Raw genomic sequence first — 23867 nt, 5'->3', positions numbered from 1 at the left:
TTGAGTCGGTAATCTAAATGATTGCCGATTTTTTTGAAGTTAAGAAAGTATAAGGTTTTGCTTTGTTGTGTCTAGCTCGAGCGTCTACCCCCTCAAGGTCTTAAGCAATCTTACGTTGTGGCAGAAAACATCACTTCGGAATTAAGATTTTGTCGGGGATGACCAAGGTACTTGCGCTATTCATGAGTGTAATTATTTAGATGAGCAGCTAACTTGAAGGTATTCGTCGCATGCTTTATAGGCTCTATATTTAGCCTCTTCATCAAGAATAAGGTGTGTACGTGGCCTCAATGACTAACTTGGAAGAGAACCCTGAGTCTTAAATTAAATTATTCAACATTTAAACTTTCCATGCATATGTTGATATAGAGTATTAGCCCAGAAATGAAAAGAGAGGAGATTGATTCATTTTGAAGATACACATTGTACAAAAAGGAGATTCATTATGGGAAATAGCACAGCAATATGGTGTTGATTTTGAAGAATTAAAACAAGTCAATAGTCACTTATCAAGTCCTGATATGATTATGCCTGGTATGAAAATTAAAATCCCAGGATCCTCCAAGGCAGTAAAGCAACAACAAATGCAACAAAAGCCAAAAGAGCATGCGTATAAAGATGTTTCACCGAAACCATTACCAGTAATAAAAGAGGATGATAAAGAAAAGCCAAAAATGATGAAACCTGAAATGCCAGTACATCAAATGCCACCAATGCCGGCTCAACCACAGATGCAAATGCCAATGATGGAGCAAGATTTTCACAATTATACAACGATCAATTTTCCACAAATGCCAATGCCTAAACAACCAGAAAAGAAAGAAATGAAAAAGGAAGAGCCGAAGAAGGAACAAGTTAAACCGATGCCTTTACCGTATCCGATGCCACAACCTCAACCACAACAACCTATGGTACCGTTGTGCTGTTATGTAATGGATCCATGTTATCCACAAGTACCATTTCAAATGATGGGGCCTGCGCCGTTTGGATATGGTGGGCCTGGTCATCATCATGGACACCATCCTATGCCACAGGTGCAAGGAGCAATGGATGCAAAACACGACTGTGGTTGCGGGGGTTCTAAACCTTCATATGGAATGTACAGAAATCAAGATTATCAAGTACCACCAACGCTACAGCAACCAGAAGGCATGAATCAACAGCAACCACAACAACCACAGCAACAACAGCAACCACAGCAGCAACAACAGCAACAACAACCGGAAGGCATATATCAACAGCAACCATCAAACCTTTACCCTCCACAAGTTAGAAATGATATGTATCAGCATCCTCACCCAATGCCGCCTGGATATCCTCCATATGCTAGCTTTGGTGACGAGCAACAACAATCAGGTAATAATCAAAGTGAATAGAAGTATGAGTAGAGACGAATCCTATCATCGTCTCTCTTCTTTTTTCTTTCATAAAGGAGAATTAATGGTGAAGAAAATACGGATGATTAAACAACCATCCGTTTATTCCCTCACAACTAGTGATGAACAGAAATATATTGTGAAGCACCACCTTCAAAGACAGAAGGTAAAAAGGCAGTGGGAATTCTTTGAAGCAATGGAAGATCGAACGATAATAAATACTTTTATTCATTTTCCGAATGGTAAAGCTTATCTGGATAGTGATGATGGTGTATGGACAATTGCGCCTTATTTAGAAGGAAAAAAACTACATTATATGAATGAAGAAGATCGATGGAAAGCACTAGAATGTATAACTCAATTTCACCAAAATGCAGTCCATATCTATCCCCGCTCTTCCCGTACCAATACAGAATATATTATACGTTGGTATCAACGTATTTTGTTATTTCAAGAAACCAAAGCCATTTTTGATCATTATCATTTTACATCCCTATTTCAAGATATTATACAGACTGCGAAATACTATCTTTCGAAATGCATGCAAATTCCGATTCGACAATATGAAGAAGAAGCCATAATGAATGGAAAATGGATTCATGGGGATGTAGCAGCACATAATTTTCTAAAAGTTGACAACACTGTATATCTAATTGACTTTGATTTAGTAAGGAATACGGCACCTATTTATGATAAAATTCAACTTGGGCAACGCTTTCTTCCGTATATTGGATGGAATTTAAATAAACTACTCTCCTATCCTATGGTTAATGAATACGATCTTAAGGCTTGGTTATACGCAATATGTATCCCAGTAGATATTATGCGGGAGTGGTTACGATTTTTAAGGCAAGGTAATCATTCAAACAGCTATAATGAACTTATTCATATACAAAACAAATGGGAAATACGTCAATATTTTTTTAATGATATGAAAATAATGCTAGAATAAAAACGTAGGATTAATTATTCAAGGAGCGATCATTATGCAAAAAGAAGTAGACCAAATTGTTAATTGGTTACAAGAACAGGTGAAATTAGCCGGCGTTAATGGATTATTAGTTGGTATAAGTGGTGGGATAGATTCGGCGGTTGTAGCTCATTTGATTAAACGTGCATGCCCTGACCATTCTTTAGGGGTTCTTATGCCGATTAATACCAGTGAGGAAAATATGCAAGACGCCAAAGAGGTAGCAGCAAGTTGCGGTATTAATACTATTACGGTAGATCTAACGGAAGCACGTGCATCAATGTATGGTAATATTACAAAAGAATTAAAGTCATCCGCAACATATAAAGAAGAAAATGCCCAGCTAGCAAAAGCTAATTTAAGTGCAAGATTACGCATGAGTACTTTATATACTGTAGCAACAAACCATAATTATCTTGTGGTAGGTACAGATAATGCTGCTGAATGGTACACTGGTTATTTTACAAAATACGGTGATGGTGGCGTGGATATTTTACCAATTGTAGAATTTACAAAAGGTGAAGTGAAAGAGCTGGCAGATTATTTAGGCGTACCCGATTCCGTACTAAATAAACAGCCAAGTGCTGATCTTTGGGAAGGGCAAAGTGATGAAAAAGAAATGGGAACCACCTATGCAGAGATCGATGCGCTTATTAAAGGAGAATCAATTCCTGAAAAGGATAAAGAAATAATTGAAGCAATGCATAAACGAACAACACATAAACGAGATCCTTTACCTCAATTTAATCGTACGATTTAATTTCCTTAAATTAACTGTGTAAAAATACCTCCTTTATCCAAACTAATCGATAAAGGAGGTATTTCCTATGCGTATCAAACATGGATTAATATTGCTTTCTTTGCTTCTAGTTTTGACAGCTTGTGCAACAAATTTAAATGAAGATGTACAAGAAGAACAACAACAGTCTGGCAATACGCAACCAATTCACTATGAAACAGATCAAGAAAAAACCGAACGAAAGAATCAGCGGGAGCAAACGATTGGAGACAAAGGTGGCTATCCTCAAACACATCAAAAGAAAGCAAATAATGCAAACTATAAAAACGGTTATTCAGACGCCTTTACAAATGATGAGGCAATTAAACTGTCTAATAAGTTACAAAATAAACGAGAAATTGTGCAGGCGCAGGTTGCTTCCACGGAGAAACGGATTATTGTCGGAGTTATCCTCGCAGAAGATGAGAGGCAAGGGACCGCAAACACAATTAAACAAGAGGTAAAAAAGATCGTACCTGATACTGATAAAGAAATTGTTGTATATACGGATGATGTTCACTGGGATAGTATGAAGAATTTGGATTCGAGAATAAAAGCCAAAAGTAATGGGGAGAAAATCGAGAACATCATCAATAATTTTATTGAAAATAATCAATAAACCCTTATATAAAAGGGTTTATTTTTTTATACTTTGGCTATCGACAGCAGTTACTGTATTGCTATTCTTAGTCAAAACTTTAATAAGTTCCATTTTTTTGATATAGTAATAAAGGAAATTTCTAGAGAGGAGAATGTCCGATGGCTGGTCATTCTAAATGGAAAAATATACAAAGACGAAAAAATGCCCAGGACGCTAAAAAAGGAAAGGTATTTATGCGTCACGCAAAAGACATTTATACTGCAGCTAAACAAGGTGGCGGTGACTTGTCAACGAATGCTGCTCTAAGGCTTGCGGTCGATAAAGCCAAATCAGATAATATGCCGAACGATAATATAGATCGAGCGATTAAAAAAGCTACTGGAACATTAGATGGTGCTAGTTTTGAAGAGTTAACATATGAAGGCTATGGCCCTGGAGGGGTTGCAGTTATTGTTAATGTATTAACAGATAATAAGAACAGAACAGCAGCGGATATTCGGCATGCATTCAAAAAGCATAATGGAAACTTAGGTGAAAATGGCAGTGTATCGTTTATGTTTGACCGTAAAGGTTACATCGTTATCGCGGATGAAGAAGGAGCAATCGACGAAGATGAGCTTACTTTAGAAGCGTTAGAAGCAGGAGCAGAAGATATTAATAATGAAGAAGGAGCGTATGAAGTATTTACAGCTCCAGAGGATTATCAAGCAGTTGTGGATCATTTAAGGGAAGCGAAATATACGATTACAGACTCAGAGGTTACAATGTTTCCGCAAACATACAGTTCTCTTTCAGAGAAAGATGAATCCAATATGCTTCATTTAATTGATATGTTAGAAGATAATGAAGACGTTCAAGATATTCATCATAATTTAGAGGTTTCAGAGTAAGGTAAGTCAAACTTCTATTTCTTTTCGAAGGAATAGAAGTTTTATTCATTTGTTATGACTTGTGATAAAATGGTGGAGAAGGTTAAAGGAGCCGATTCAATGATTTCATATATAAAAGGATTACTGACATATATAAAGGATGATAGCATTATAGTAGATGTCCAAGGGATCGGCTACGAAATTATCTGTGCCAACCCTTTCGCATTTCAATCCTTTGAAAATGAACAAGTATTCGTGCATACATATCATCATATTCGTGAAGATGCACAGCTATTATTTGGCTTTAAGAATGAAGATGAGAAATATTTATTTACTAAGCTTATCTCTGTCTCAGGAATTGGGCCAAAAGGCGCTTTAGCTATTTTAGCATCTGTTGATGTTGCAGGATTTGCTGCTGCTATCGAAAGGGAAGATGATAAGTTTTTAACTAGCTTTCCTGGTATTGGTAAAAAGACAGCACGTCAAATTATTCTTGATCTTAAAGGGAAATTAGTGGTTACTACAGCCGTTGTTGAAGATTCTGATCAGCCTACAGAAATGGCTAATCAAGCGATCATTACGGAGACACGGGAGGCCCTGAAAGCATTGGGGTATACGGATAAGGAAATTAAGGCAATATTACCTCAGCTACAAAAAGAGGAGAGTAAGAATACGGATGAGGTTATCCGAAAAGCCTTAAGTCTACTTATGAAAAACTAAGAAAGGGGGATAATGAATGGAAGAACGGATGATTACTGGAGAGCTTCAAGAAGAAGATACGTCAATTGAATTAAATCTGCGACCGACAACATTGAAGCAATATATTGGACAACATAAAGTGAAAGAAAATTTAAGTATATTTATTCAAGCTGCAAAAATGCGTGAAGAGCCTTTAGATCATGTCCTATTGTATGGACCTCCAGGACTAGGCAAAACAACGCTTGCTGCAATCATTGCAAATGAAATGGGAGTCCAATTTCGTTCTACATCGGGCCCCGCAATTGAACGTGCGGGAGATCTTGCGGCAATTTTGTCGTCATTGGAACCTGGAGACGTTTTATTTATTGATGAGATTCATCGGCTGCCTAGGTCAGTTGAAGAGGTGCTCTACCCAGCTATGGAAGACTTTTTTTTGGATATCGTAATCGGTACGGGGCCTAGCGCTCGGTCGGTTAGAATTGATTTGCCTCCTTTCACATTAGTTGGTGCGACTACCAGGGCTGGCTTACTATCAGCTCCATTAAGAGATCGCTTCGGGATTCTTAGTAGATTAGAATATTACGATGCCAGAGATCTTTGTTCTATTATTGAACGTACAGCAGATATCTTTAATACGTCGATTTCTCAAGAAGCTGCTGTAGAAGTTGCTAGGAGATCTAGAGGTACTCCCCGGGTTGCTAATCGTTTATTAAAGCGAATTCGAGATATCTCGCAAGTAAAAGGGGAATCGGAGATAAGTTTGGCTACCTCGGGAGAGGCCCTTCAGATGTTGCAAGTAGATAAAGTAGGTCTGGACCATATTGATCATAAATTATTAAAAGGAATCATTGAGAGTTTTCAAGGAGGCCCCGTTGGTTTAGACACAATTGCTGCAACAATTGGAGAAGAGTCACAAACAATTGAAGATGTATATGAACCATATTTGTTACAAATTGGTTTTATCCAGCGAACTCCCCGTGGGAGGGTAGCAACGTTTCAGGCTTATGAACATTTTGGTTTGAAGGTAGCGGATGATCATGAATCTCGGTAAATTATTTATTATAATAGGGGTCATTTTTGTAATCGTTGGTATCATTTGGAGCTTTATTGGTAAGCTTCCTGGTGATATCACGTTTAAAAAAGGGAATGTTGTATTTCACTTTCCAATTGTAACATCAATTGTTGTAAGTATTATTTTAACACTTATTTTTTATATTATTGGCAAGTTTCGCTAAGATAAGTAAGGAGATTCATAATGAATATAGACGATTTTGATTTTGATTTACCAGAAGAGTTAATTGCACAGACACCATTAAAAGATCGATCCGCGTCGAGACTTCTCGCATTGAATAAACGAAATGGTGAAATGGAACACAGCCATTTTACGGATATTAAGCGATATTTTAGAACAGGAGATTGCTTAGTATTAAATGACACACGCGTGTTGCCTGCTAGACTGCATGGCGAGAAAGAAGATACAGGAGCAAGTGTCGAAATTCTTCTTTTGCATCAAACTGAAGGAGACATGTGGGAGGTCCTTGCAAAACCTGCAAAGAAAATAAAAAAGGGAACCATCATTAGCTTTGGTGATGGGAAATTAACAGCTACTTGCATGGGGCTGAAGGAACATGGCGGACGTATCGTAAAGTTTGATTATGAAGGAATTTTCTATGAAGTATTAGATGAGTTAGGTGAAATGCCTTTACCGCCCTATATCAAAGAGCAGTTACCAGAGAAAGAGCGTTACCAGACGGTTTATGCGAAAGAGGAAGGTTCTGCGGCAGCCCCAACTGCTGGGTTGCATTTTACCAACGAATTACTCGATGAACTAAAGGAAATGGGAGTAATTATTACATTCATTACTTTGCATGTTGGATTGGGCACTTTTCGACCAGTAAGCGTAGATAAAGTGGAAGAGCATGAGATGCATGCGGAATTTTATCACATGACAAAAGAGACAGCTGAAATTCTTAACCGTGTTAAACAGGAAAATGGCAGAATCATTTCAGTTGGTACTACATCAACGAGAACATTAGAAACGATTGCTAGAGACCATAATGGTATGTTTCTGGAAGCAAGTGGTTGGACAGATATATTTATTTATCCCCCATATGAATTTAAAGCAATTGATGGATTAATTACTAATTTCCATCTCCCTAAATCCACTTTAATTATGCTAATAAGTGCTTTCGCTGATAAGGATACGATACTAGCTGCATATCAGGAAGCAGTGAAACATCGTTATCGATTCTTTAGTTTTGGCGATGCCATGATAATTATTTAAAATAAAAAGGAACGAATAATTTATGACACCAATCACATATGAATTAATAAAGACATGTAAACAAACAGGCGCTAGACTTGGAAGAGTTCACACACCTCATGGATCATTTGATACGCCAGTATTTATGCCTGTTGGAACCCTGGCAACGGTAAAAACAATGAGTCCCGAAGAATTAAAAGAAATGAATGCGAATATTATTTTATCTAATACCTACCACTTATGGCTTCGACCAGGACAAGATATTATTAAAGAAGCTGGAGGGTTGCATCGTTTCATGAATTGGAATGGTGCGATTCTTACTGATTCAGGTGGATTTCAAGTATTTAGTTTAAGCGATATGCGTGATATTAAGGAAGAGGGCGTACATTTTCGTAATCATTTAAGTGGAGAAAAATTATTTTTGTCTCCTGAGAAGGCTATGAGTATACAGAATGACCTTGGTTCTGATATAATGATGGCGTTTGATGAATGTCCACCGTATCCAGCTGAGCACCAATATATGAAAGATTCTGTGGAAAGAACATCCCGTTGGGCTGAACGTTGTCTAACGGCACACCAACGAAAAGACGATCAAGGCCTATTTGGTATTATCCAAGGTGGGGAATATGAAGACTTAAGGAAACAAAGTGCAAGTGATCTCGTTTCCCTCGATTTTCCCGGCTATGCAATCGGCGGATTGTCTGTTGGAGAACCCAAAGCTGTGATGAACAAAGTACTTGAGTTCACAACGCCTCTTTTGCCTGCTAATAAGCCGCGATATTTAATGGGAGTTGGATCCCCGGATTCACTAATTGATGGAGCACTACGTGGGGTCGACATGTTTGATTGTGTACTACCTACAAGAATTGCAAGAAATGGAACGTGCATGACATCAAATGGACGATTAGTAGTGAGAAACGCTAAATATGCTCGAGATTTCACACCAATCGATGAAAATTGCGATTGCCATGTTTGTCGAAATTACACACGTGCATATATACGACACTTAATTAAGTGTAATGAAACATTTGGTTTTAGGCTTACTACTTATCATAATCTCCATTTTCTGTTAAAATTAATGGAACAAGTACGTACCGCTATCAGCGAAGATCGGCTTGGCTCATTCAAGGAAGAATTCTTTGAACAATACGGTTTTAATAAACCCAACGCAAGGAATTTCTAACAAACCGAAGGGAGGAATTTTATAATGGACATGCTTATCTCGTTATTACCAATTATCCTGATGTTTGTTATTTTCTACTTCTTGCTCATACGTCCTCAACAAAAACGTCAAAAGCAAGTGAAACAAATGCAAACAGATTTACAAAAAGGAGATTCGGTAGTTACTATTGGCGGATTTCATGGTGAAGTTCATGCCATGGATGAAAATACAGTAGTTATTCAAGGTGGAGACGGTACGAAGTTAACTTATGACCGCTCAGCAATCCGTGAAGTGAAACAATAATCTCCTCTACTCGTTGGAATAAGCAATAGGCAATGTTGTCTGTTGCTTATACCCTGAGCATTTATATTTACATATGATCGATATAAAACCAACACACCATGTTTATACCAAACTGGTTTGTTGGTTTTTAATTTACATTTAAAAAGGAGGAAACATGGAAATGGAGAATGTCTTGCAGTCTATATCTTATTGGATAGATAAAGTTCCTGAAGAATTAATGAAGTTGGATGAAGAAGAATGTTGCATAAAGCCATCCCTAACAAAATGGTCTAAAAAAGAAATCCTTGGTCACTTATGTGATTCTGCGATTGTTAATATAGAAAGATTTATCAAAATACAGTATGAGGCAGAACCGTATAAAATAACAGGGTATAACCAAGATAAATGGGTAGAATTACAGAACTACCAAGTAGTCCCTGTCAAAGATATTTTGGAACGATGGATATGTCTAAATAAACAAGTAATCAGAATTATTGAAGCAATAGACGATGAAAAGCTTCACATAAATTGTGATATTGGTAATTCAGAGTTAAAATCGTTATCTTGGTTGATCAATGATTATCTTGAGCATATGGAACATCATATTACGAATCAACTTTTACCGATAAAATCATAAAGAAATCCGCTAATTTTAAGATTAGCGGATTTTTTCTAGTATTATTAGCTTTCAGTGACTTGAGGTCCCACAATATTAACGCCAACTGCTCCACCAAAGAGTGCTGCGGCTATATAGGCAACATGATGTAACATTTGTTCTAGCGAGAATCCTTGTTGATAACCCAGATATTGAACTAGAAAGATAAATAGTGTAAATCCTGTTCCAGTAATTGCACCGATTATCCAGCCTTTTGCTTTCCCTTTTATCCCAGCTGCCATACCACCGATAAATAACGATAGGAGACCAATAATGAGTGTAACCCATGATAATGCAGGCTCATTGAATGAGGTGAATCGAAGTAGTAAAGCTAAGATAAAACTCGCTATCATGATTAATCCAAATACAGTGATCCAACCATAGAGTAATGCAGTGAATTGGTTTTTCTGCATGGTTGTTTCCTCCCTTCCTGTTTGTCCACTTTATTTAATCGTATTCACGACTGAAAAATAATAGACGAAAAATATTTTGTTTTTTAAATACATATAGTGTATTAAGGTGTTCAAAAGCAGATGAATGGGAAGGTAGGTGTAAGATGGAAATTATTCTAGCCTCTCTTATATTTATTATTTGTTATATATTTATAATGACGGAGAAGGTTAACCGCGCGATTGTTACCATGGCTGGAGGTACATTATTACTATTAACTGGTATTTACACGACAGAACGAATGTTCATGCATTATATTGATTGGAATACGATTGCTTTGCTTTTTTCTATGATGGTGTTAATAGCTATTACGGAGAAAACCGGATTATTTTCTTTTATTGCTATTCGTTTTGCTCAGAAAGTGAAAGGAGCACCACTACCATTATTGTTAGGTGCTGGTATTTTAACTGGATTAGGCTCTGCATTGTTGGATAATGTAACTACAGTGTTAATTTTTGTACCAGTGATGCTAAAAATAACGAAATTGCTCAAGCTACCCGCCTTTCCATATCTAATTACTATTATATTTAGTTCCAACATTGGTGGCGCTGCAACACTAATTGGAGACCCACCGAATATTATGATTGGACAGGCGGTTGATCATTTAACTTTTTCATCCTTCCTGGTTCATGTTGCACCGATAGCCCTAATTATGTTTTTCATTATGTTATTAATGGTAACTTTGCTTTTTCGTAAGAAAATAAAACGTCATTCTATGGATACGGATGAACTTTTAAGATTAAATGCCTCTGCTTACTTAAAAAAGTCACCAATGCTCTATCAATCTGTGTCTGTACTTGTCATGACAATCTCAGGTTTTTTATTACATGCTTTTATCCATGTTGAATTAACTACCATAGCTTTATCAGGTGCAATATTATTATTGTTACTAACGGAGAGAGAGCTTGCGACAGAAAAAATATTCGAAAAGGTTGAATGGGTGACGTTATTTTTCTTTATTGGTTTATTTACGCTTGTTGGTGGTTTGGAGGAAGTGGGAATTATTGATGAGTTGGCACGGGCTATTGTGCTTTCAACTGATGGGGATTACGTTCAAACAACCTTATTAATACTTTGGGTATCGGGGCTGTTTTCAGGGATAGTAGACAATATACCATTTGTTGCAGCAATGATTCCAGTAGTTCAAGAGTTTGAAAGTTATGGGATGGTATACCTTGACCCTATTTGGTGGTCATTAGCACTAGGAGCATGTTTGGGAGGAAATGCTACGCTTGTTGGCGCCTCCGCCAATGTCGTAGTGGCTGGGTTGGCTGAAGGAGCAAAACAAAAAATCTCCTTTGTTCGATTCATGTTATATGGTTTTCCATTGGTGATCCTATCGCTAATCATTGTAACGATTTATATTTATTTCCGTTATCTCATACCATATATGGGGCAACCATAAAAACCTGCCTGTTACTTGGCAGGTTTTTTAACTAGTTAATAAATTGTAAGATGATTACGTACCCACTTTACAGCCATTTTTGTAGGAAGGGAAGTTGTTTTAATTCTTCTCTCGTAATAAATCGAAGTAAAAATAAGAATAGGATATAAATAAACGTTAAGCCAATTAATAAGCTAATAAACACGAGTATTCCTGGCTGGAGGTTGTCATAAATTCCTTTAATAAATTGGCCTAATCCCCAAGTCATTGTTAAGAGTAGTATCATTTTAGTAATATCTTTCAGCGGAATACCAAACCCGATAGCTTTATATAATGATCCAAGATGCAGTAGAGTAATGAGTACAACGCTTAATGCCATGGAAATAGCGACACCCATAATACCAAAATTAGGATTGGATGCAAGCATAAATAGAGCAACAAATTTACATATTGCCCCAATCAGGCTGTTCCACATAGCAGGCCTCGCTAAATCCAATGCTTGTAGCGCTGCTTGTAAAGGTGCTTGTATATAAAGTAAAATATAAAATGGAGCCATCAATAATACAAACCTGCTTGCATCTCCCGTGCCGTACATGTATGTTAAAATTGGTACAGAAAAGAGTGTAAGTACAATGGTGGCAATAGCTCCTGATGAAAAGGAAATGCGAATAGACTGATGAATACGGTAATGGATTAATTTCGTATTGTTTGTAGCTTCTGCTTCAGAAATAGAAGGTACCAATGCTGTAGACAGAGAATGCGTGATAAAAGTTGGTAAGAATAATAAGGGTAATACATAGCCTGTAAGTTCGCCATATTGCTTAGTCGCTAATGTACTAGATATCCCGGCAATAGCTAGACTTTGCGCTACTAAGATAGGTTCTAGAAAATTAGATATCGATCCGATCATTCGGCTACCTGTGCTAGGAAGTGCAATGGAGAACAATTCTTTAAGTGTGTCTCTACTTGAACGTAAATAGGAAAAGAAACGAGAGCGGATTTTAATTCGTTTTTTTAACTTGAACATGCGCACCATATAAAGTAAGGAGACGAATTCACCTAGAATTATACTAAACATCGCACCAGCTGCCGCAAACTCTAATCCATATGGTAGTAATAGTTTCACAAAAAGTGCGACACAGGAAATCCGGATAATTTGCTCGATGACTTGTGCATAACTTTGTGGCTTCATATTTTGTTTTCCTTGGAAATAACCTCTTAAAACAGATGATATAGCTATGATGGGGATAATCGGACTAATGGCTAATAATGGATAAAGTGTGCGATCATCGGTTAGTAATGTAGTTGCAATAAATGGTGTAGCTAAGATCATACCTGTAGTAAAAATAATACTGGATATGCCAGTAATTACTAGAGATACGATGAGGATCTTTTTAATTTTAGCATGATCCCCTTGAGCCTCGGCTTCAGCGGTCCTTTTTGAAATAGCAACAGGTAAACCGAGTTGCGTAAGGGTAATCACTAAGAAGAACGTAGGAAGTGCCATCATGTATAGACCTACACCTTCTTCTCCCATGAGACGAGCAACAACAATACGGTTAATAAAACCAAGAAAACGTGTAATCATACCAGCTAGTATTAAAATAAGTGTACCTTGTAAAAATGTTTGTTTGGTCATTATATACGACCTGCCTTCTCAAAAAATGGAATTTCATATACAATGATATATATGCGATTCACTTGGCCAAGCATGACAAGTTACCGAATTTTAGTACTCCGAATTTAGGAGGGTTCTTTTTTGGAAATTGTACAAACTGTAACAGAATGGAAAGAAATGGTGATGCCTGCATTACAAAGTAAGGCAGAAGAGTTTCATTTAATGGGGTATGAACAAACAACAACCGATGACGTATGGAAGTGCTTAATGCAGAAGGTATGGAAGGGTGATCCAGAGAAGCGAATTTATGAAGTAGTACAAGATATCTTCCAGTTGAGTACAGCTGCTTATATAAGTTATTTGACCGTAGAAGCTTACCAGGATGGCGATTTAATGGCATCCATTCAAGCTGTAACAAATGAGACAAACAATCATTAGTTTAAATTACATAAAAAATTATCACCCTAAGAAAAAGGGAGGCCATGGATAGATGAAAAATAGAGGCAGAATAGTTGCCTTTTTTCTAATCGTACTTATTTTTGCAGGTACAATTGGAACAACGGTTACAGGCATTACAAAAGATATAAATTTAGGATTGGATTTACAAGGTGGATTTGAAGTACTCTATGAGGCAGAACCAGTTGATGGAAATCAGGAAATGGATAGGGGCTTATTAGAATCCACCGTTGAAACCTTGAATGATCGAGTAAATCGATTAGGTATAAGTGAAGCAAGTATTGATATTGAAGGGGAGAATCGAATCAGAGTACAGCTTGCCGGTGTAGAAGACCAAACAGAGGCAAGAGAGTTACTTTCTACCGCAGCACAGTTATCGTTCCGTGATGTCAACGATAAGGAACTTTTAAATGGGAACGATGTAAAAGAAGGAAGTGCCAAGCAAGACTTTGACCCTAATAGTAATCAACCGATTGTTACATTGCAGTTAAAAGATGCGGAGAAATTTGCTGATGTGACAAGTCAAATTAAAAATATGGATAATCCAGAAACACCTTATCCAGATAATTTGCTTGTGATTTGGATGGATTATAAAGAAGGCGACAGTTATGCTGAAGAATACCAAAAAGAGGATCCTAAATTTGTATCGGCTCCTAGTGTGAGCGAAACATTAAATACGAATAATGTTATGATAAGTGGAAACTTCACAGTGGATTCTGCGAAGCAATTAGCTAATATCATAAACTCTGGGTCTTTACCGGTACATTTGGAAGAGATTTATTCCACATCAGTTGGAGCACAATTCGGAGAACAAGCATTGGATAAAACGGTCTTTGCCGGGTTTATAGGTGTAGGATTAATTTTCTTATATATGATTGCTGTGTACAGATTTCCAGGCTTCATTGCAGTTATTAATTTAAGCATTTATATTTATCTGATTTTATTAGTGTTTGAATTAATGAATGGGGTACTGACATTACCAGGTATTGCTGCTTTAATTCTTGGTGTCGGTATGGCTGTCGATGCAAATGTGATTACCTTTGAAAGGATCAAAGAGGAAATTCGTGCTGGTAAATCGATCATCGCTTCGTTTAAAGCAGGAACAAAGAACTCGCTGTCAACCATTCTTGATGCAAATATAACAACCCTGCTGGCTGCTTCTGTCTTATTTATATTTGGGACAAGTTCGGTAAAGGGATTTGCAACCATGTTAATTGTAAGTATTTTAGTAAGTTTTGTGACGGCCGTATTCGGTACACGTTTACTATTAAGTCTTTGGATTAAAACTAAATTCATAAAAAATCGTCCAAGCTGGTTTGCAGTGAAGCGAGCAGACATCAAAGATATTAAACAAAAAGGGGAAGAAGAACCAAAATTATTTAACCGGTCATTAAACGTTGTGCAGCATCGTAAGAAATTCTTTATGGTTTCATTAATCATGGTTATATTAGGAATTGGCTCTTTGTTTATCTTTAAATTAAATCCGGGTATTGACTTCACAAGTGGTTCACGAATCGAGATTTTAGCAGAAAATACGATTACAACCGAAGAAGTAGAGCAAGGATTTGATGAATTAGGTTTAGAGGCTAAATCAATTGTGTCTACAGGTGAAGATGGCGAATCAGCAGTTGCCAGATTTGATACCGTACTGTCTCAAGATACAATAGCTGAGGTGAAATCCTATTTTGACAATGCATACGGTAACGAGCCTAGTATAAGTGTCGTATCACCAATTGTTGGAGAAGAGTTAGTTAAAAATGCTGCTTACGCGGTTGGAATTGCTTCCATCTTTATGATCCTTTATGTTACGATTCGATTTGAATTCTTCTTTGCGATTACGGCAATAATTGCACTCTTGCATGATGCATTTTTCACGATAGCAATATTTAGTATTACGCAAATTGAATTTGATGTTACGATTGTAGCAGCGATTCTTACAATTGTTGGGTATTCCATTAATGATACGATTGTAACGTTTGACAGGATAAGAGAAAATCTCCGGAAACGGAAAAAAGTGAAGTCCTTTAAAGAATTAGCGGTCATTGTTAACCGAAGTTTAGTACAAACATTTATGCGTAGTATTAACACCTCTGTTACCACATTAATCGCTGTTCTTGCTTTCTTATTTCTAGGAGCACAATCAATAGGAGGCTTTGCTATAGCGCTTGCTGTTGGGTTGTTGGCTGGAACTTATTCTTCCTTGTTCTTAGCTGCGCAATTGTGGCTCGTATGGCGAGGCAAGATGATCAAGAAGAAACCAGTTGATTTTACGAAGAAAAAGAAAGTGGAAGGCCCACAAGTATAAAAAACAATGACCTCTGTTGCTATATAGTAACAGAGGTTTGCTTGATTTATGTAAGGGTAATAGGAGAACATAATCAAATGGACTACGACACATTCTTGATAGGAGGAGTTACATGAAAGGACAATCTTATGTATTATTTGCAATTCTATTTGTTATTATTGTAGCTGTTTTTGCAGTTACGAATGTGGAAGCAGTAGAAGTAAATTATTTATTTTGGACGGCAGAGTCTCCACTGATTCTAATTATTTTGTTCTCCGTACTTATGGGTGGCATCATTACCGCTGCTGTTGGCGCTTTAAGAATATTCCGATTACAACGTGAAATCCGTCATCACAAAGCGGAAATATTTAACTTAACAAATAAGTTAGAAGAGGCTGGTATAGCAGTAAACGATGAAGCGAATGGAGTGGAAGCGGATCATCATGAGAAATAATTAACCAATCTTATCATATGAGTTCTAGTTGCTACCCCTGATGTAATTTATGTATAATAGATTAGTCAGGGGTGAATTTATGTTAAAGAGTAAGGCAAAATGGAACTATATAGAGAAGATACAGGATAATGATAATTTACATTGGATGGATGACTCGCTTTCTTTATCTCCTGTAATTCAAGAGCTTTTACTACAAAGAGGAATAACTTCAGAACATGCAGCCTCAAAATTTCTTGCGCCTGATCTTTCTGACTTACATAATCCGAATATGCTTCTAATGATAGATAAAGCAACAAACCGTGTCCATCAAGCAATTGAAAATCAAGAAAGAATCCTTGTGTTTGGTGATTATGACGCGGACGGTGTAAGTTCAACAACTGTATTATTAAAAGCACTGCAAGAACTCGGAGCAGATTGCAATTTTTATATCCCTAATCGATTTACAGAGGGTTATGGTCCGAATGAAAAAGCTTTTCGCAATGCTTATGATGAGGGGTATCAACTAATTATCACTGTTGATACGGGAATAGCTGCTGTCCATGAAGCAGAGGTGGCTAATGAACTTGGAATCGATTTAATTATTACGGACCACCATGAGATTCAAGCTGAATTACCTGATTGTTATGCGATTATACATCCTAAATGCTCACCTGATTATTTATTTCAAGAGCTTGCGGGTGTTGGCGTTGCTTTTAAATTTGCCGAATCCTTATTAGGTTATTTTCCAAAACATTTATTGGAATTTACTGCAATAGGTACGATTGCAGACCTTGTACCACTCGTGAATGAGAATCGAATTCTAGCTTACTACGGATTAAAAGCACTCTCTGCTACATCGAATGTTGGGTTAAAAGCATTGAAGCAAGTTTGCAAAATAGAGGATCAAGTTACGGAAGAAGACGTAGGTTTTCTAATTGGCCCAAGGATAAATGCAGTTGGAAGATTGCAAGATGCCGATCTGGCTGTTCATTTATTAATGACTGATTCTAAAGAGGAAGCAATTGAAATTGCAGAAACGATACAACAAATCAATCAAGAGCGTCAGCGTATCGTTACTGAAATTGTAAATGAAGCAGAGGAAATGTTAAATGGGTGTGAGCAACAAGGTGTTATTATTGTAGCAAAAGAAGGTTGGAATGAGGGCGTTCTTGGAATTGTTGCTTCTAAGCTAGTACGTAAATATGATCGGCCTGCTATCGTGCTTGCTAAGAAATCAGATAAAGGAATAGCAAAAGGGTCAGCCCGAAGTATTCCAGCATTTGACTTATTTCAAAATTGTATGCAGGTAAGACATTTATTTCATAGTTTTGGAGGACATGCTCAAGCGGCAGGAATGACATTACAATTAGAACAAGTAGAAGTCTTGCAAGCAGCTTTAAATGAGTTGATTTTTAGTCAATTAACTGCAGAAGATTTTAAACAGGTTATTGATATAAGCCAGTCTATCCCAATATCTGAAATCACTGAAGAGCTTATTGGGGAGATTGAACGATTAGCACCATTTGGAATGCACAATCCAAAACCGTTATTTCATATACAAGAGCAGCCAACACAAGCAAGACAGATTGGTAGCTTGAAAAATCATTTAAAGCTTCAATTTAAATCGAATAAGGCGATGTTAGATGCCATTGGCTTTGGACTAGGAGAGCTATTTCATTACTTAACGCCACATACGGCTATTCAATTGGTCGGTGAATTAGGAATCAATGAGTGGAATGGACAACGCAAACCCCAAATGATGATTCAAGATATTTCAATTAATGATTGGCAATTGTTTGACCATCGAGGTAAACGTACATTGGATATATCTCCTTTTATAAACGAGGAATCTCGTCAATTGGCAGTCGGTAAAGAAGAACGTACGCAGTATGAAGGAATCAATTACAAGACCTATCAGGATTTGCTGGATGATCCGGAGCAATTGAACAGCTTATTTATTATCGACATGCCAAATGAAATAGCAGATCTTGAACAGTTAATAAAAAATACCAAACCAAATAACATACATGTATGTTATTATGTGAAAGATAGTACTTATTTAAGGGCATTTCCATCCAGAGAAGAATTCAAGTGGGTTTATGCCTTTATTCTCAGACGTAAACAATTACATGCAGATCGTGATATAACTGTTCTGATACAATCGAAAGGGTGGACGAAAGATAAACTTTTATTTATTTTAGATGTGTTTGAAGAATTGGATTTTATAAGTAATACGGATGGAATCATCCAGCCGAATCCTCAACCGATGAAAAAAGATCTTCGATCTTCTTCCATTTATCAACAACGATTAAGACAGGCTGAGATTGAGAAGGTACTTTATTATTCCACCTATGAAGAATTAAAAAGCTTTTTTACAAGATGCGCGGAATATTTGGGGATCCCCAAGGAGGAACTGAGTTATGGATTATAAAAATTATGTTAAAATTGTTGAAAACTGGCCTAAAGAGGGTATAAAGTTTAAAGATATTACACCGTTAATGGCAGATGGTAATGCTTTTCGATCAGCAGTCGATGAAATCGTTGATTACGCAAAAGAAAAAGAAATAGATGTAGTAGTTGGTCCTGAAGCAAGAGGTTTTATCATTGGTTGTCCTGTATCATACGCATTAGGAGTTGGCTTTGCTCCAGTGCGAAAAGAAGGAAAACTTCCAAGAGAAGTTGTAAAAGTTGATTATGGACTAGAATATGGGTCAAATGTCTTAACTATTCACAAAGACGCGATAAAGCCGGGACAACGCGTGTTAATTACAGATGATTTGTTAGCAACCGGTGGCACAATTGAAGCAACCATTAAATTAGTAGAAGAACTTGGCGGTGTTGTTGCAGGGTGTGCGTTCATTATCGAATTAAGCTATTTAGATGGTTTAGACAAACTAGAAGGTTATGATGTACTAACATTAATGAGTTACTAACTCATTTCATATGGGTCTGACGATAATATAGATCGTTAGGCCTATTTGTTATTATTGGTGAAGCTCTTTGATACAACTTACATAGATATTAAGCATTTACAAAAATTAACGATGGACATGAAGTGTCGAAAAAGCATATAATTAATATATTTAAGATTAATATTAGAAACTTGAGATAGCGAATAAAGGTGATTATTAATGGCAAAAAGCGATATTATGACAATTGATGATATTTTGGAAAAGGCTGGTCAGTATCTAACGGAAGAAGATACTGCTTTTATTCGCCAAGCTTTTGAATTTGCTGAGCAGGCACATGCCGATCAGTTCCGGAAATCTGGAGAGCCTTATATCATTCATCCTGTACAAGTTGCTGGTATATTGACGGAGCTTGAGATGGATGCGGAGACAATAGCTGGGGGATTTCTTCATGATGTAGTAGAAGATACGGATGTTTCCATAGAATCGATTGAAGAAGCGTTTAATCATGAAGTCGCTATGCTCGTTGATGGTGTTACGAAACTAGGTAAAATTAAATATAAATCCAAAGAGGCTATTCAAGCAGAAAACCATCGAAAAATGTTCGTAGCAATGGCAAAAGATATCCGTGTAATTTTAATTAAGTTGGCGGATCGATTGCATAATATGCGAACATTAAAACATTTACCTCCAGAAAAACAACGTCGCATTTCCAATGAAACGTTAGAAATATTTGCTCCCTTGGCACATCGACTCGGAATTTCTACGATAAAGTGGGAGCTTGAGGATACCGCTTTACGCTATTTAAATCCTCAGCAATATTATCGAATTGTTCAATTGATGAAACAAAAAAGAGACCAACGTGAATCTTATATCGAAGAAGTAATGAATGAAGTTTCTCAACAATTGAAAGAAATGAATATTGATGCAGATTTATCAGGACGGCCGAAGCATTTGTATAGTATTTATCGAAAAATGATGAAACAAAATAAGCAATTTAATGAAATATATGATCTTCTAGCAGTCCGAATCCTTGTAAACAGTATTAAAGATTGCTATGCAGTTCTAGGTATTATTCATACATGCTGGAAACCAATGCCGGGGAGATTTAAAGACTATATTGCAATGCCGAAGCCTAATCTCTATCAATCACTGCATACTACCGTTATCGGACCAAAAGGCGATCCTTTAGAAGTACAGATTCGAACAAAAGAAATGCATGATATTGCGGAATATGGCATTGCTGCGCATTGGGCATATAAAGAGGGAAAACGAGTTAATAACGATAAGAAGTCGTTTGAAGAGAAATTGACTTGGTTTAGGGAGATTCTTGATTGGCAAAACGACACGCATGATGCAGAAGAATTCATGGAATCTCTTAAGGTAGATTTATTTTCAGATATGGTTTATGTGTTTACTCCTAAGGGAGATGTAATTGAGCTTCCATCAGGATCTGTACCATTGGACTTTGCATATAAAATTCATACAGAAATCGGAAATAAAACCATTGGCGCAAAAATTAATGGGAAAATGGAGCCACTTGATTATCAATTAAAGAATGGCGACATTATTGAAGTGATGACTTCAAAACATTCGTATGGGCCATCCCAAGATTGGTTAAAGATTACGCAAACTTCACAAGCAAAAAATAAAATAAAACAATTTTTCAAGAAGCAGCGTCGAGAAGAAAACATTATTAAAGGAAAAGAAGCAGTAGACAAAGAAATTCGAGATTTATCGTTCGAACCTAAAGATGTCCTTACACAAGAAAATTTAGAACGCGTATATGAAAAATTTAATTTTTCTAATGAAGAAGATATGTATGCAGCGGTAGGATATCAAGGTATTACTGCAGCGTTAATTTCCACTCGTCTGACGGATAAACTAAGAAAATCAAAAGAAAAACAGGATCTAGAGCAAACTATCGAAGAAGTGAAAACGGAAGTTAAAAATAAAAAGCCGCAAAAACGTGATTCTGGTGTGAAAGTGGAAGGGGTTGATAATCTATTAGTACGTTTATCAAAATGTTGTAATCCTGTACCTGGTGATCGTATTGTTGGTTATATTACGAAGGGCAGGGGAGTATCTGTTCATCGAGCAGATTGTCCAAATGCTCAAACAGAGGAAGCAAAACAACGATTTCTTCATGTTGATTGGGAGGATAATCGCACGGATCAGAAGCAATATCATGTTGATCTTGAAATATCAGGGTATGATCGGCGCGGGTTAGTAAATGAGGTACTGCAAGCAGTAAATGAAACGAAAACAAATATTACGTATGTAAATGGTAGATCAGACCGTAATAAAATGGCGTTCATTCAAATTACTATTCTTATTCATAATACCGGTCATTTACGCAAAATTGTCGAACGAATTAAACAAATCACAGATGTTTATACGGTAACTCGAACGTTGCAATAACCGTAGTATTGGAGTTCTATAAAGGAGTATTTCAATGAAAGCAGTAATTCAACGAACTACACAAGCAAGTGTCTCTGTGAATGATGAAATTATCGGTCAGATTGGTTCAGGGTTAGTAGTGTTACTTGGTGTCACCCATGAGGATACGAAAGATGATGCAAGTTATTTAGTTAATAAAATCATCAACTTGCGAATTTTTGAAGATGTAAATCAAAAAATGAATTTGTCCCTAAAAGACGTTGGCGGAAGTATTTTATCTATTTCCCAATTTACACTGTACGGAGATACTAGAAAAGGAAGAAGACCCAATTTCATGAGAGCTGCTAAACCTTCCGATGCAGCTGTTTTATACCAGTATTTTAATCAATTGTTGCAGGCAGAAGGAGTAGAGGTACAAACCGGTGAATTCGGAGAAATGATGAATGTGGAACTTACAAACGCTGGTCCTGTCACATTACTTATTGACAGTCATGAAAAATAAAACGAGTGGCCGACTTGCGTCACGCTAATTTATTGTTTTATGTCTCACAGACGAGGCTATCCATTTCTTATGGCAGGAATCGCCCTTCTAAAAAAGAACGATAGAAAAATCCGAACTACTTTCCGAATATAATTGCTCGGATACTAGTTCGGATCCTTTTGTTCTGGCTTTATCGTTCATTAGATGCAAAGTAACTAGCTAGGCCATTTACAATACCAGATACTAGTTTTTTTTGATAGGCTGTTGTATCAAGCAAGGATTCTTGTTCCTGATTAGAAATAAATCCAAGCTCCAGTAATACAGAAGCTTTTAAGCTCTGTCGTAAAACGAGAAAGTCGCCAAATGAAGTTCCACGATCGTTTGCGCCTGTTGCTTTAACTAATTCTGATTGGATCTGAGAGGCTAAACCATCATTGTAATCCTGATAATAATATGTCTCAATACCTGAAACTGTTGGAGACTCTGGAACACTGTTATAATGAATACTGATAAAAGCGTCCGTAGCAACCAAATTACTAAAACTTATTCGACTTCCTAATGGAATAAATTCATCACTTGTACGGGTAAGTCTTACATCAGCACCTAGCATGGTTAATTCTTGTTTCAACTCCATGGCAGTAAGTAATGCAATGTCTTTCTCAAACGTTTCTGCTACCCCAATAGCTCCTACATCTCTACCGCCATGACCTGCATCAATAACAATTGTTTTATTAAAAAAACGACTGGCAGTAGGCAAATTAATTGGATCTGCTAATGCTTGCAATAGATATCCATGTACTTCATCGTTTTGGATTTCATACCAATCTCCATCTACAGATAATACATTAAATACGCTGCCCTTTTTCGCAAAATGTTCGATTGGTTCATCAGTGGATGGTCCACTCCGAATTTGCGTATGATTATTTGCGATTGTTATTGTGGATGGTGGCGAGACACTTGTTGTTGCTTCTGATTCTTGAGGGTGGCTAATATCAATGTAAGAATTGATAATCCAGCCAGTTCCATTTGATAACTGGACTTCAATCCATTCTCCCTTTTCCTGAATAATTGGATAATGTTCACCTTCATTAGCTTGATCAATGACACCAAAATTTGTTCCAGGTCCACTTCGAATGTTTACATTATTTCCAGAAATGCTGCCATTTTTAGCAAAAGCAATAGAGGGAACAAAAACAATACACAATAGGATACTGGATAATAAAAATTGTTTTGCTACCGCCATTAAGTACCTCCTTGTACAACGAATCGTTGTTATGCGTGGCGTTGTTACGATCAAAATCCTCTTTTCAGTATAATAAAAAGTTTGCTATTAGGCAAAACTATAGTTATTCAAGAAGGAGGTTTTTGTATGCGATCGCCGGAAAAACAATGGTACGCTCATAATCATAATCAAGTATTTGGGGTAAACCTACATCGTTTTATGGAATTAGAAGGTAATACAAGTCATATGGAGATAGCGCAAGAATTAGGGATTTCTTTGGGTGAGGTAAAAATGTTAAAGAAAAAAATTAATCGTGCTTGACATAATCCGAAGGAAAGCTTAATATAATATACATTCATAATTACGAATAGAAATGAACCGATGACGGAAAAAGTAATTGGTGCCCAAATGGACAGAGAAAAAATGTCACTGGCTGGAAGCATTTTTGCAATTTGGTCCAATGAAAGACATTCAAGAGGCTTTATATCGAAAAGAGTAGGTATAAACGTTTTGCAGGCGTTAACTGTGTAAAGGCGGATACATAATTTGTATCAACTAGGGTGGCAACGCGGGTA

24 protein-coding genes and 1 other annotated feature (1 of these 25 cut by a window edge) are annotated in these 23867 nt (G+C 36.8%); of the genes, 21 read left to right on the top strand and 3 right to left on the bottom strand.

Annotated elements, in window-relative coordinates:
• The first annotated feature begins 410 nt into the window (after window positions 1–410).
• The 12 genes from safA (at window position 411) to JKP73_RS12860 (ending at window position 9637) form a co-directional block, all read left to right on the top strand.
• Window positions 411–1376: a SafA/ExsA family spore coat assembly protein gene (safA, locus tag JKP73_RS12915; RefSeq protein ID WP_051739045.1), complete on the top strand. Its 966-nt coding sequence runs from the start codon at window positions 411–413 to the stop codon at window positions 1374–1376.
• Between the two features lie 4 nt (window positions 1377–1380).
• Entirely contained in the window at window positions 1381–2328 is a 948-nt protein-coding gene (locus JKP73_RS12910) for a protein kinase family protein (RefSeq protein ID WP_200411359.1), read from the top strand.
• 34 nt (window positions 2329–2362) lie between these two features.
• Window positions 2363–3106, top strand: coding sequence for an NAD(+) synthase (gene nadE / locus JKP73_RS12905; protein ID WP_200411358.1), 744 nt, complete (start codon window positions 2363–2365; stop codon window positions 3104–3106).
• A 67-nt stretch (window positions 3107–3173) separates the two neighbouring features.
• Complete coding sequence (locus tag JKP73_RS12900; RefSeq protein ID WP_021290992.1) at window positions 3174–3743, top strand: YhcN/YlaJ family sporulation lipoprotein; 570 nt, start codon at window positions 3174–3176, stop codon at window positions 3741–3743.
• 140 nt (window positions 3744–3883) lie between these two features.
• On the top strand, window positions 3884–4615 hold the full coding sequence (locus tag JKP73_RS12895; protein WP_021290993.1) for a YebC/PmpR family DNA-binding transcriptional regulator: 732 nt from the start codon (window positions 3884–3886) through the stop codon (window positions 4613–4615).
• Between the two features lie 99 nt (window positions 4616–4714).
• Window positions 4715–5314 carry a Holliday junction branch migration protein RuvA gene (gene ruvA / locus JKP73_RS12890; protein ID WP_021290994.1) on the top strand — a complete coding sequence of 200 codons (600 nt, stop codon included), beginning with the start codon at window positions 4715–4717 and terminating at the stop codon, window positions 5312–5314.
• Window positions 5315–5330: 16 nt separating this feature from the next.
• A complete protein-coding gene (gene ruvB / locus JKP73_RS12885; protein WP_021290995.1) occupies window positions 5331–6344 on the top strand; it encodes a Holliday junction branch migration DNA helicase RuvB in 1014 nt (337 codons plus the stop codon).
• Entirely contained in the window at window positions 6331–6528 is a 198-nt protein-coding gene (locus JKP73_RS12880; protein ID WP_021290996.1) for a DUF2905 domain-containing protein, read from the top strand. The genes ruvB and JKP73_RS12880 overlap by 14 nt, the downstream gene beginning before the upstream one ends.
• A gap of 20 nt (window positions 6529–6548) precedes the next feature.
• A complete protein-coding gene (gene queA, locus JKP73_RS12875) occupies window positions 6549–7577 on the top strand; it encodes a tRNA preQ1(34) S-adenosylmethionine ribosyltransferase-isomerase QueA (RefSeq protein ID WP_021290997.1) in 1029 nt (342 codons plus the stop codon).
• A gap of 22 nt (window positions 7578–7599) precedes the next feature.
• A complete protein-coding gene (gene tgt, locus JKP73_RS12870) occupies window positions 7600–8739 on the top strand; it encodes a tRNA guanosine(34) transglycosylase Tgt (protein WP_038243443.1) in 1140 nt (379 codons plus the stop codon).
• A 24-nt stretch (window positions 8740–8763) separates the two neighbouring features.
• A complete protein-coding gene (gene yajC / locus JKP73_RS12865) occupies window positions 8764–9021 on the top strand; it encodes a preprotein translocase subunit YajC (RefSeq protein ID WP_021290999.1) in 258 nt (85 codons plus the stop codon).
• Window positions 9022–9181: 160 nt separating this feature from the next.
• Entirely contained in the window at window positions 9182–9637 is a 456-nt protein-coding gene (locus JKP73_RS12860; protein WP_031335490.1) for a DinB family protein, read from the top strand.
• 44 nt (window positions 9638–9681) lie between these two features.
• Here the strand turns inward: JKP73_RS12860 and JKP73_RS12855 are convergent, their stop codons facing one another.
• The gene (locus tag JKP73_RS12855; protein WP_021291001.1) at window positions 9682–10068 is read right to left on the bottom strand and encodes a TIGR04086 family membrane protein; all 387 of its coding nucleotides are present in this window, start codon (window positions 10066–10068) and stop codon (window positions 9682–9684) included.
• A gap of 143 nt (window positions 10069–10211) precedes the next feature.
• Between JKP73_RS12855 and JKP73_RS12850 the strand changes: the two genes are divergently transcribed.
• Complete coding sequence (locus JKP73_RS12850) at window positions 10212–11510, top strand: ArsB/NhaD family transporter (RefSeq protein WP_021291002.1); 1299 nt, start codon at window positions 10212–10214, stop codon at window positions 11508–11510.
• Between the two features lie 67 nt (window positions 11511–11577).
• Here the strand turns inward: JKP73_RS12850 and spoVB are convergent, their stop codons facing one another.
• Complete coding sequence (spoVB, locus tag JKP73_RS12845) at window positions 11578–13128, bottom strand: stage V sporulation protein B (RefSeq protein ID WP_200411357.1); 1551 nt, start codon at window positions 13126–13128, stop codon at window positions 11578–11580.
• 120 nt (window positions 13129–13248) lie between these two features.
• On the opposite strand from spoVB, the gene JKP73_RS12840 reads away from it, so the two are divergent.
• The 7 genes from JKP73_RS12840 to dtd all read left to right on the top strand — a co-directional run bounded on the left by JKP73_RS12840 (window position 13249) and on the right by dtd (window position 22091).
• Entirely contained in the window at window positions 13249–13545 is a 297-nt protein-coding gene (locus tag JKP73_RS12840) for a post-transcriptional regulator (protein ID WP_021291004.1), read from the top strand.
• 52 nt (window positions 13546–13597) lie between these two features.
• Entirely contained in the window at window positions 13598–15868 is a 2271-nt protein-coding gene (secDF, locus tag JKP73_RS12835) for a protein translocase subunit SecDF (RefSeq protein WP_021291005.1), read from the top strand.
• 112 nt (window positions 15869–15980) lie between these two features.
• The gene (locus JKP73_RS12830; protein ID WP_021291006.1) at window positions 15981–16301 is read left to right on the top strand and encodes a LapA family protein; all 321 of its coding nucleotides are present in this window, start codon (window positions 15981–15983) and stop codon (window positions 16299–16301) included.
• Window positions 16302–16380: 79 nt separating this feature from the next.
• Window positions 16381–18711 (top strand): single-stranded-DNA-specific exonuclease RecJ, encoded by a 2331-nt coding sequence (gene recJ, locus JKP73_RS12825; RefSeq protein ID WP_200411356.1) that lies wholly within the window; start codon window positions 16381–16383, stop codon window positions 18709–18711.
• On the top strand, window positions 18701–19213 hold the full coding sequence (locus JKP73_RS12820; protein ID WP_038243450.1) for an adenine phosphoribosyltransferase: 513 nt from the start codon (window positions 18701–18703) through the stop codon (window positions 19211–19213). Before recJ ends, JKP73_RS12820 begins: the two co-directional genes overlap by 11 nt.
• Window positions 19214–19411: 198 nt before the next feature.
• Window positions 19412–21610, top strand: coding sequence for a RelA/SpoT family protein (locus JKP73_RS12815; protein ID WP_021291009.1), 2199 nt, complete (start codon window positions 19412–19414; stop codon window positions 21608–21610).
• A gap of 34 nt (window positions 21611–21644) precedes the next feature.
• Window positions 21645–22091 carry a D-aminoacyl-tRNA deacylase gene (dtd, locus tag JKP73_RS12810; protein ID WP_021291010.1) on the top strand — a complete coding sequence of 149 codons (447 nt, stop codon included), beginning with the start codon at window positions 21645–21647 and terminating at the stop codon, window positions 22089–22091.
• A gap of 169 nt (window positions 22092–22260) precedes the next feature.
• Here the strand turns inward: dtd and JKP73_RS12805 are convergent, their stop codons facing one another.
• Complete coding sequence (locus JKP73_RS12805; protein WP_038243457.1) at window positions 22261–23313, bottom strand: N-acetylmuramoyl-L-alanine amidase family protein; 1053 nt, start codon at window positions 23311–23313, stop codon at window positions 22261–22263.
• Between the two features lie 126 nt (window positions 23314–23439).
• On the opposite strand from JKP73_RS12805, the gene JKP73_RS12800 reads away from it, so the two are divergent.
• Window positions 23440–23613 carry a hypothetical protein gene (locus tag JKP73_RS12800; protein ID WP_021291012.1) on the top strand — a complete coding sequence of 58 codons (174 nt, stop codon included), beginning with the start codon at window positions 23440–23442 and terminating at the stop codon, window positions 23611–23613.
• Window positions 23614–23664: 51 nt separating this feature from the next.
• Window positions 23665–23867: a binding site (T-box leader), on the top strand (it continues 15 nt past the right edge of the window).

It is taken from the genome of Virgibacillus salexigens (assembly GCF_014905415.1).
GTDB lineage: Bacteria > Bacillota > Bacilli > Bacillales > Amphibacillaceae > Virgibacillus > Virgibacillus salexigens.
The sequence above is the reverse complement of the archived record's forward strand: the minus strand, read 5'-3'. Positions and strand labels throughout refer to the sequence as shown.

Excerpts from the sequence above, each read along its gene's own strand:
- JKP73_RS12815 (WP_021291009.1), top strand. The coding sequence starts at position 19,412 with ATGGCAAAAAGCGATATTATGACAATTGATGATATTTTGGAAAAGGCT.
- JKP73_RS12880 (WP_021290996.1), top strand. The coding sequence starts at position 6,331 with ATGAATCTCGGTAAATTATTTATTATAATAGGGGTCATTTTTGTAATC.
- JKP73_RS12805 (WP_038243457.1), bottom strand. The coding sequence starts at position 23,313 with ATGGCGGTAGCAAAACAATTTTTATTATCCAGTATCCTATTGTGTATT.
- tgt (WP_038243443.1), top strand. The coding sequence starts at position 7,600 with ATGACACCAATCACATATGAATTAATAAAGACATGTAAACAAACAGGC.
- JKP73_RS12850 (WP_021291002.1), top strand. The coding sequence starts at position 10,212 with ATGGAAATTATTCTAGCCTCTCTTATATTTATTATTTGTTATATATTT.
- JKP73_RS12900 (WP_021290992.1), top strand. The coding sequence starts at position 3,174 with ATGCGTATCAAACATGGATTAATATTGCTTTCTTTGCTTCTAGTTTTG.
- recJ (WP_200411356.1), top strand. The coding sequence starts at position 16,381 with ATGTTAAAGAGTAAGGCAAAATGGAACTATATAGAGAAGATACAGGAT.
- spoVB (WP_200411357.1), bottom strand. The coding sequence starts at position 13,128 with ATGACCAAACAAACATTTTTACAAGGTACACTTATTTTAATACTAGCT.
- JKP73_RS12910 (WP_200411359.1), top strand. The coding sequence starts at position 1,381 with ATGAGTAGAGACGAATCCTATCATCGTCTCTCTTCTTTTTTCTTTCAT.
- queA (WP_021290997.1), top strand. The coding sequence starts at position 6,549 with ATGAATATAGACGATTTTGATTTTGATTTACCAGAAGAGTTAATTGCA.
- nadE (WP_200411358.1), top strand. The coding sequence starts at position 2,363 with ATGCAAAAAGAAGTAGACCAAATTGTTAATTGGTTACAAGAACAGGTG.
- JKP73_RS12895 (WP_021290993.1), top strand. The coding sequence starts at position 3,884 with ATGGCTGGTCATTCTAAATGGAAAAATATACAAAGACGAAAAAATGCC.
- JKP73_RS12830 (WP_021291006.1), top strand. The coding sequence starts at position 15,981 with ATGAAAGGACAATCTTATGTATTATTTGCAATTCTATTTGTTATTATT.
- ruvB (WP_021290995.1), top strand. The coding sequence starts at position 5,331 with ATGGAAGAACGGATGATTACTGGAGAGCTTCAAGAAGAAGATACGTCA.
- JKP73_RS12820 (WP_038243450.1), top strand. The coding sequence starts at position 18,701 with ATGGATTATAAAAATTATGTTAAAATTGTTGAAAACTGGCCTAAAGAG.
- JKP73_RS12855 (WP_021291001.1), bottom strand. The coding sequence starts at position 10,068 with ATGCAGAAAAACCAATTCACTGCATTACTCTATGGTTGGATCACTGTA.
- dtd (WP_021291010.1), top strand. The coding sequence starts at position 21,645 with ATGAAAGCAGTAATTCAACGAACTACACAAGCAAGTGTCTCTGTGAAT.
- ruvA (WP_021290994.1), top strand. The coding sequence starts at position 4,715 with ATGATTTCATATATAAAAGGATTACTGACATATATAAAGGATGATAGC.
- JKP73_RS12800 (WP_021291012.1), top strand. The coding sequence starts at position 23,440 with ATGCGATCGCCGGAAAAACAATGGTACGCTCATAATCATAATCAAGTA.
- secDF (WP_021291005.1), top strand. The coding sequence starts at position 13,598 with ATGAAAAATAGAGGCAGAATAGTTGCCTTTTTTCTAATCGTACTTATT.
- yajC (WP_021290999.1), top strand. The coding sequence starts at position 8,764 with ATGGACATGCTTATCTCGTTATTACCAATTATCCTGATGTTTGTTATT.
- JKP73_RS12860 (WP_031335490.1), top strand. The coding sequence starts at position 9,182 with ATGGAGAATGTCTTGCAGTCTATATCTTATTGGATAGATAAAGTTCCT.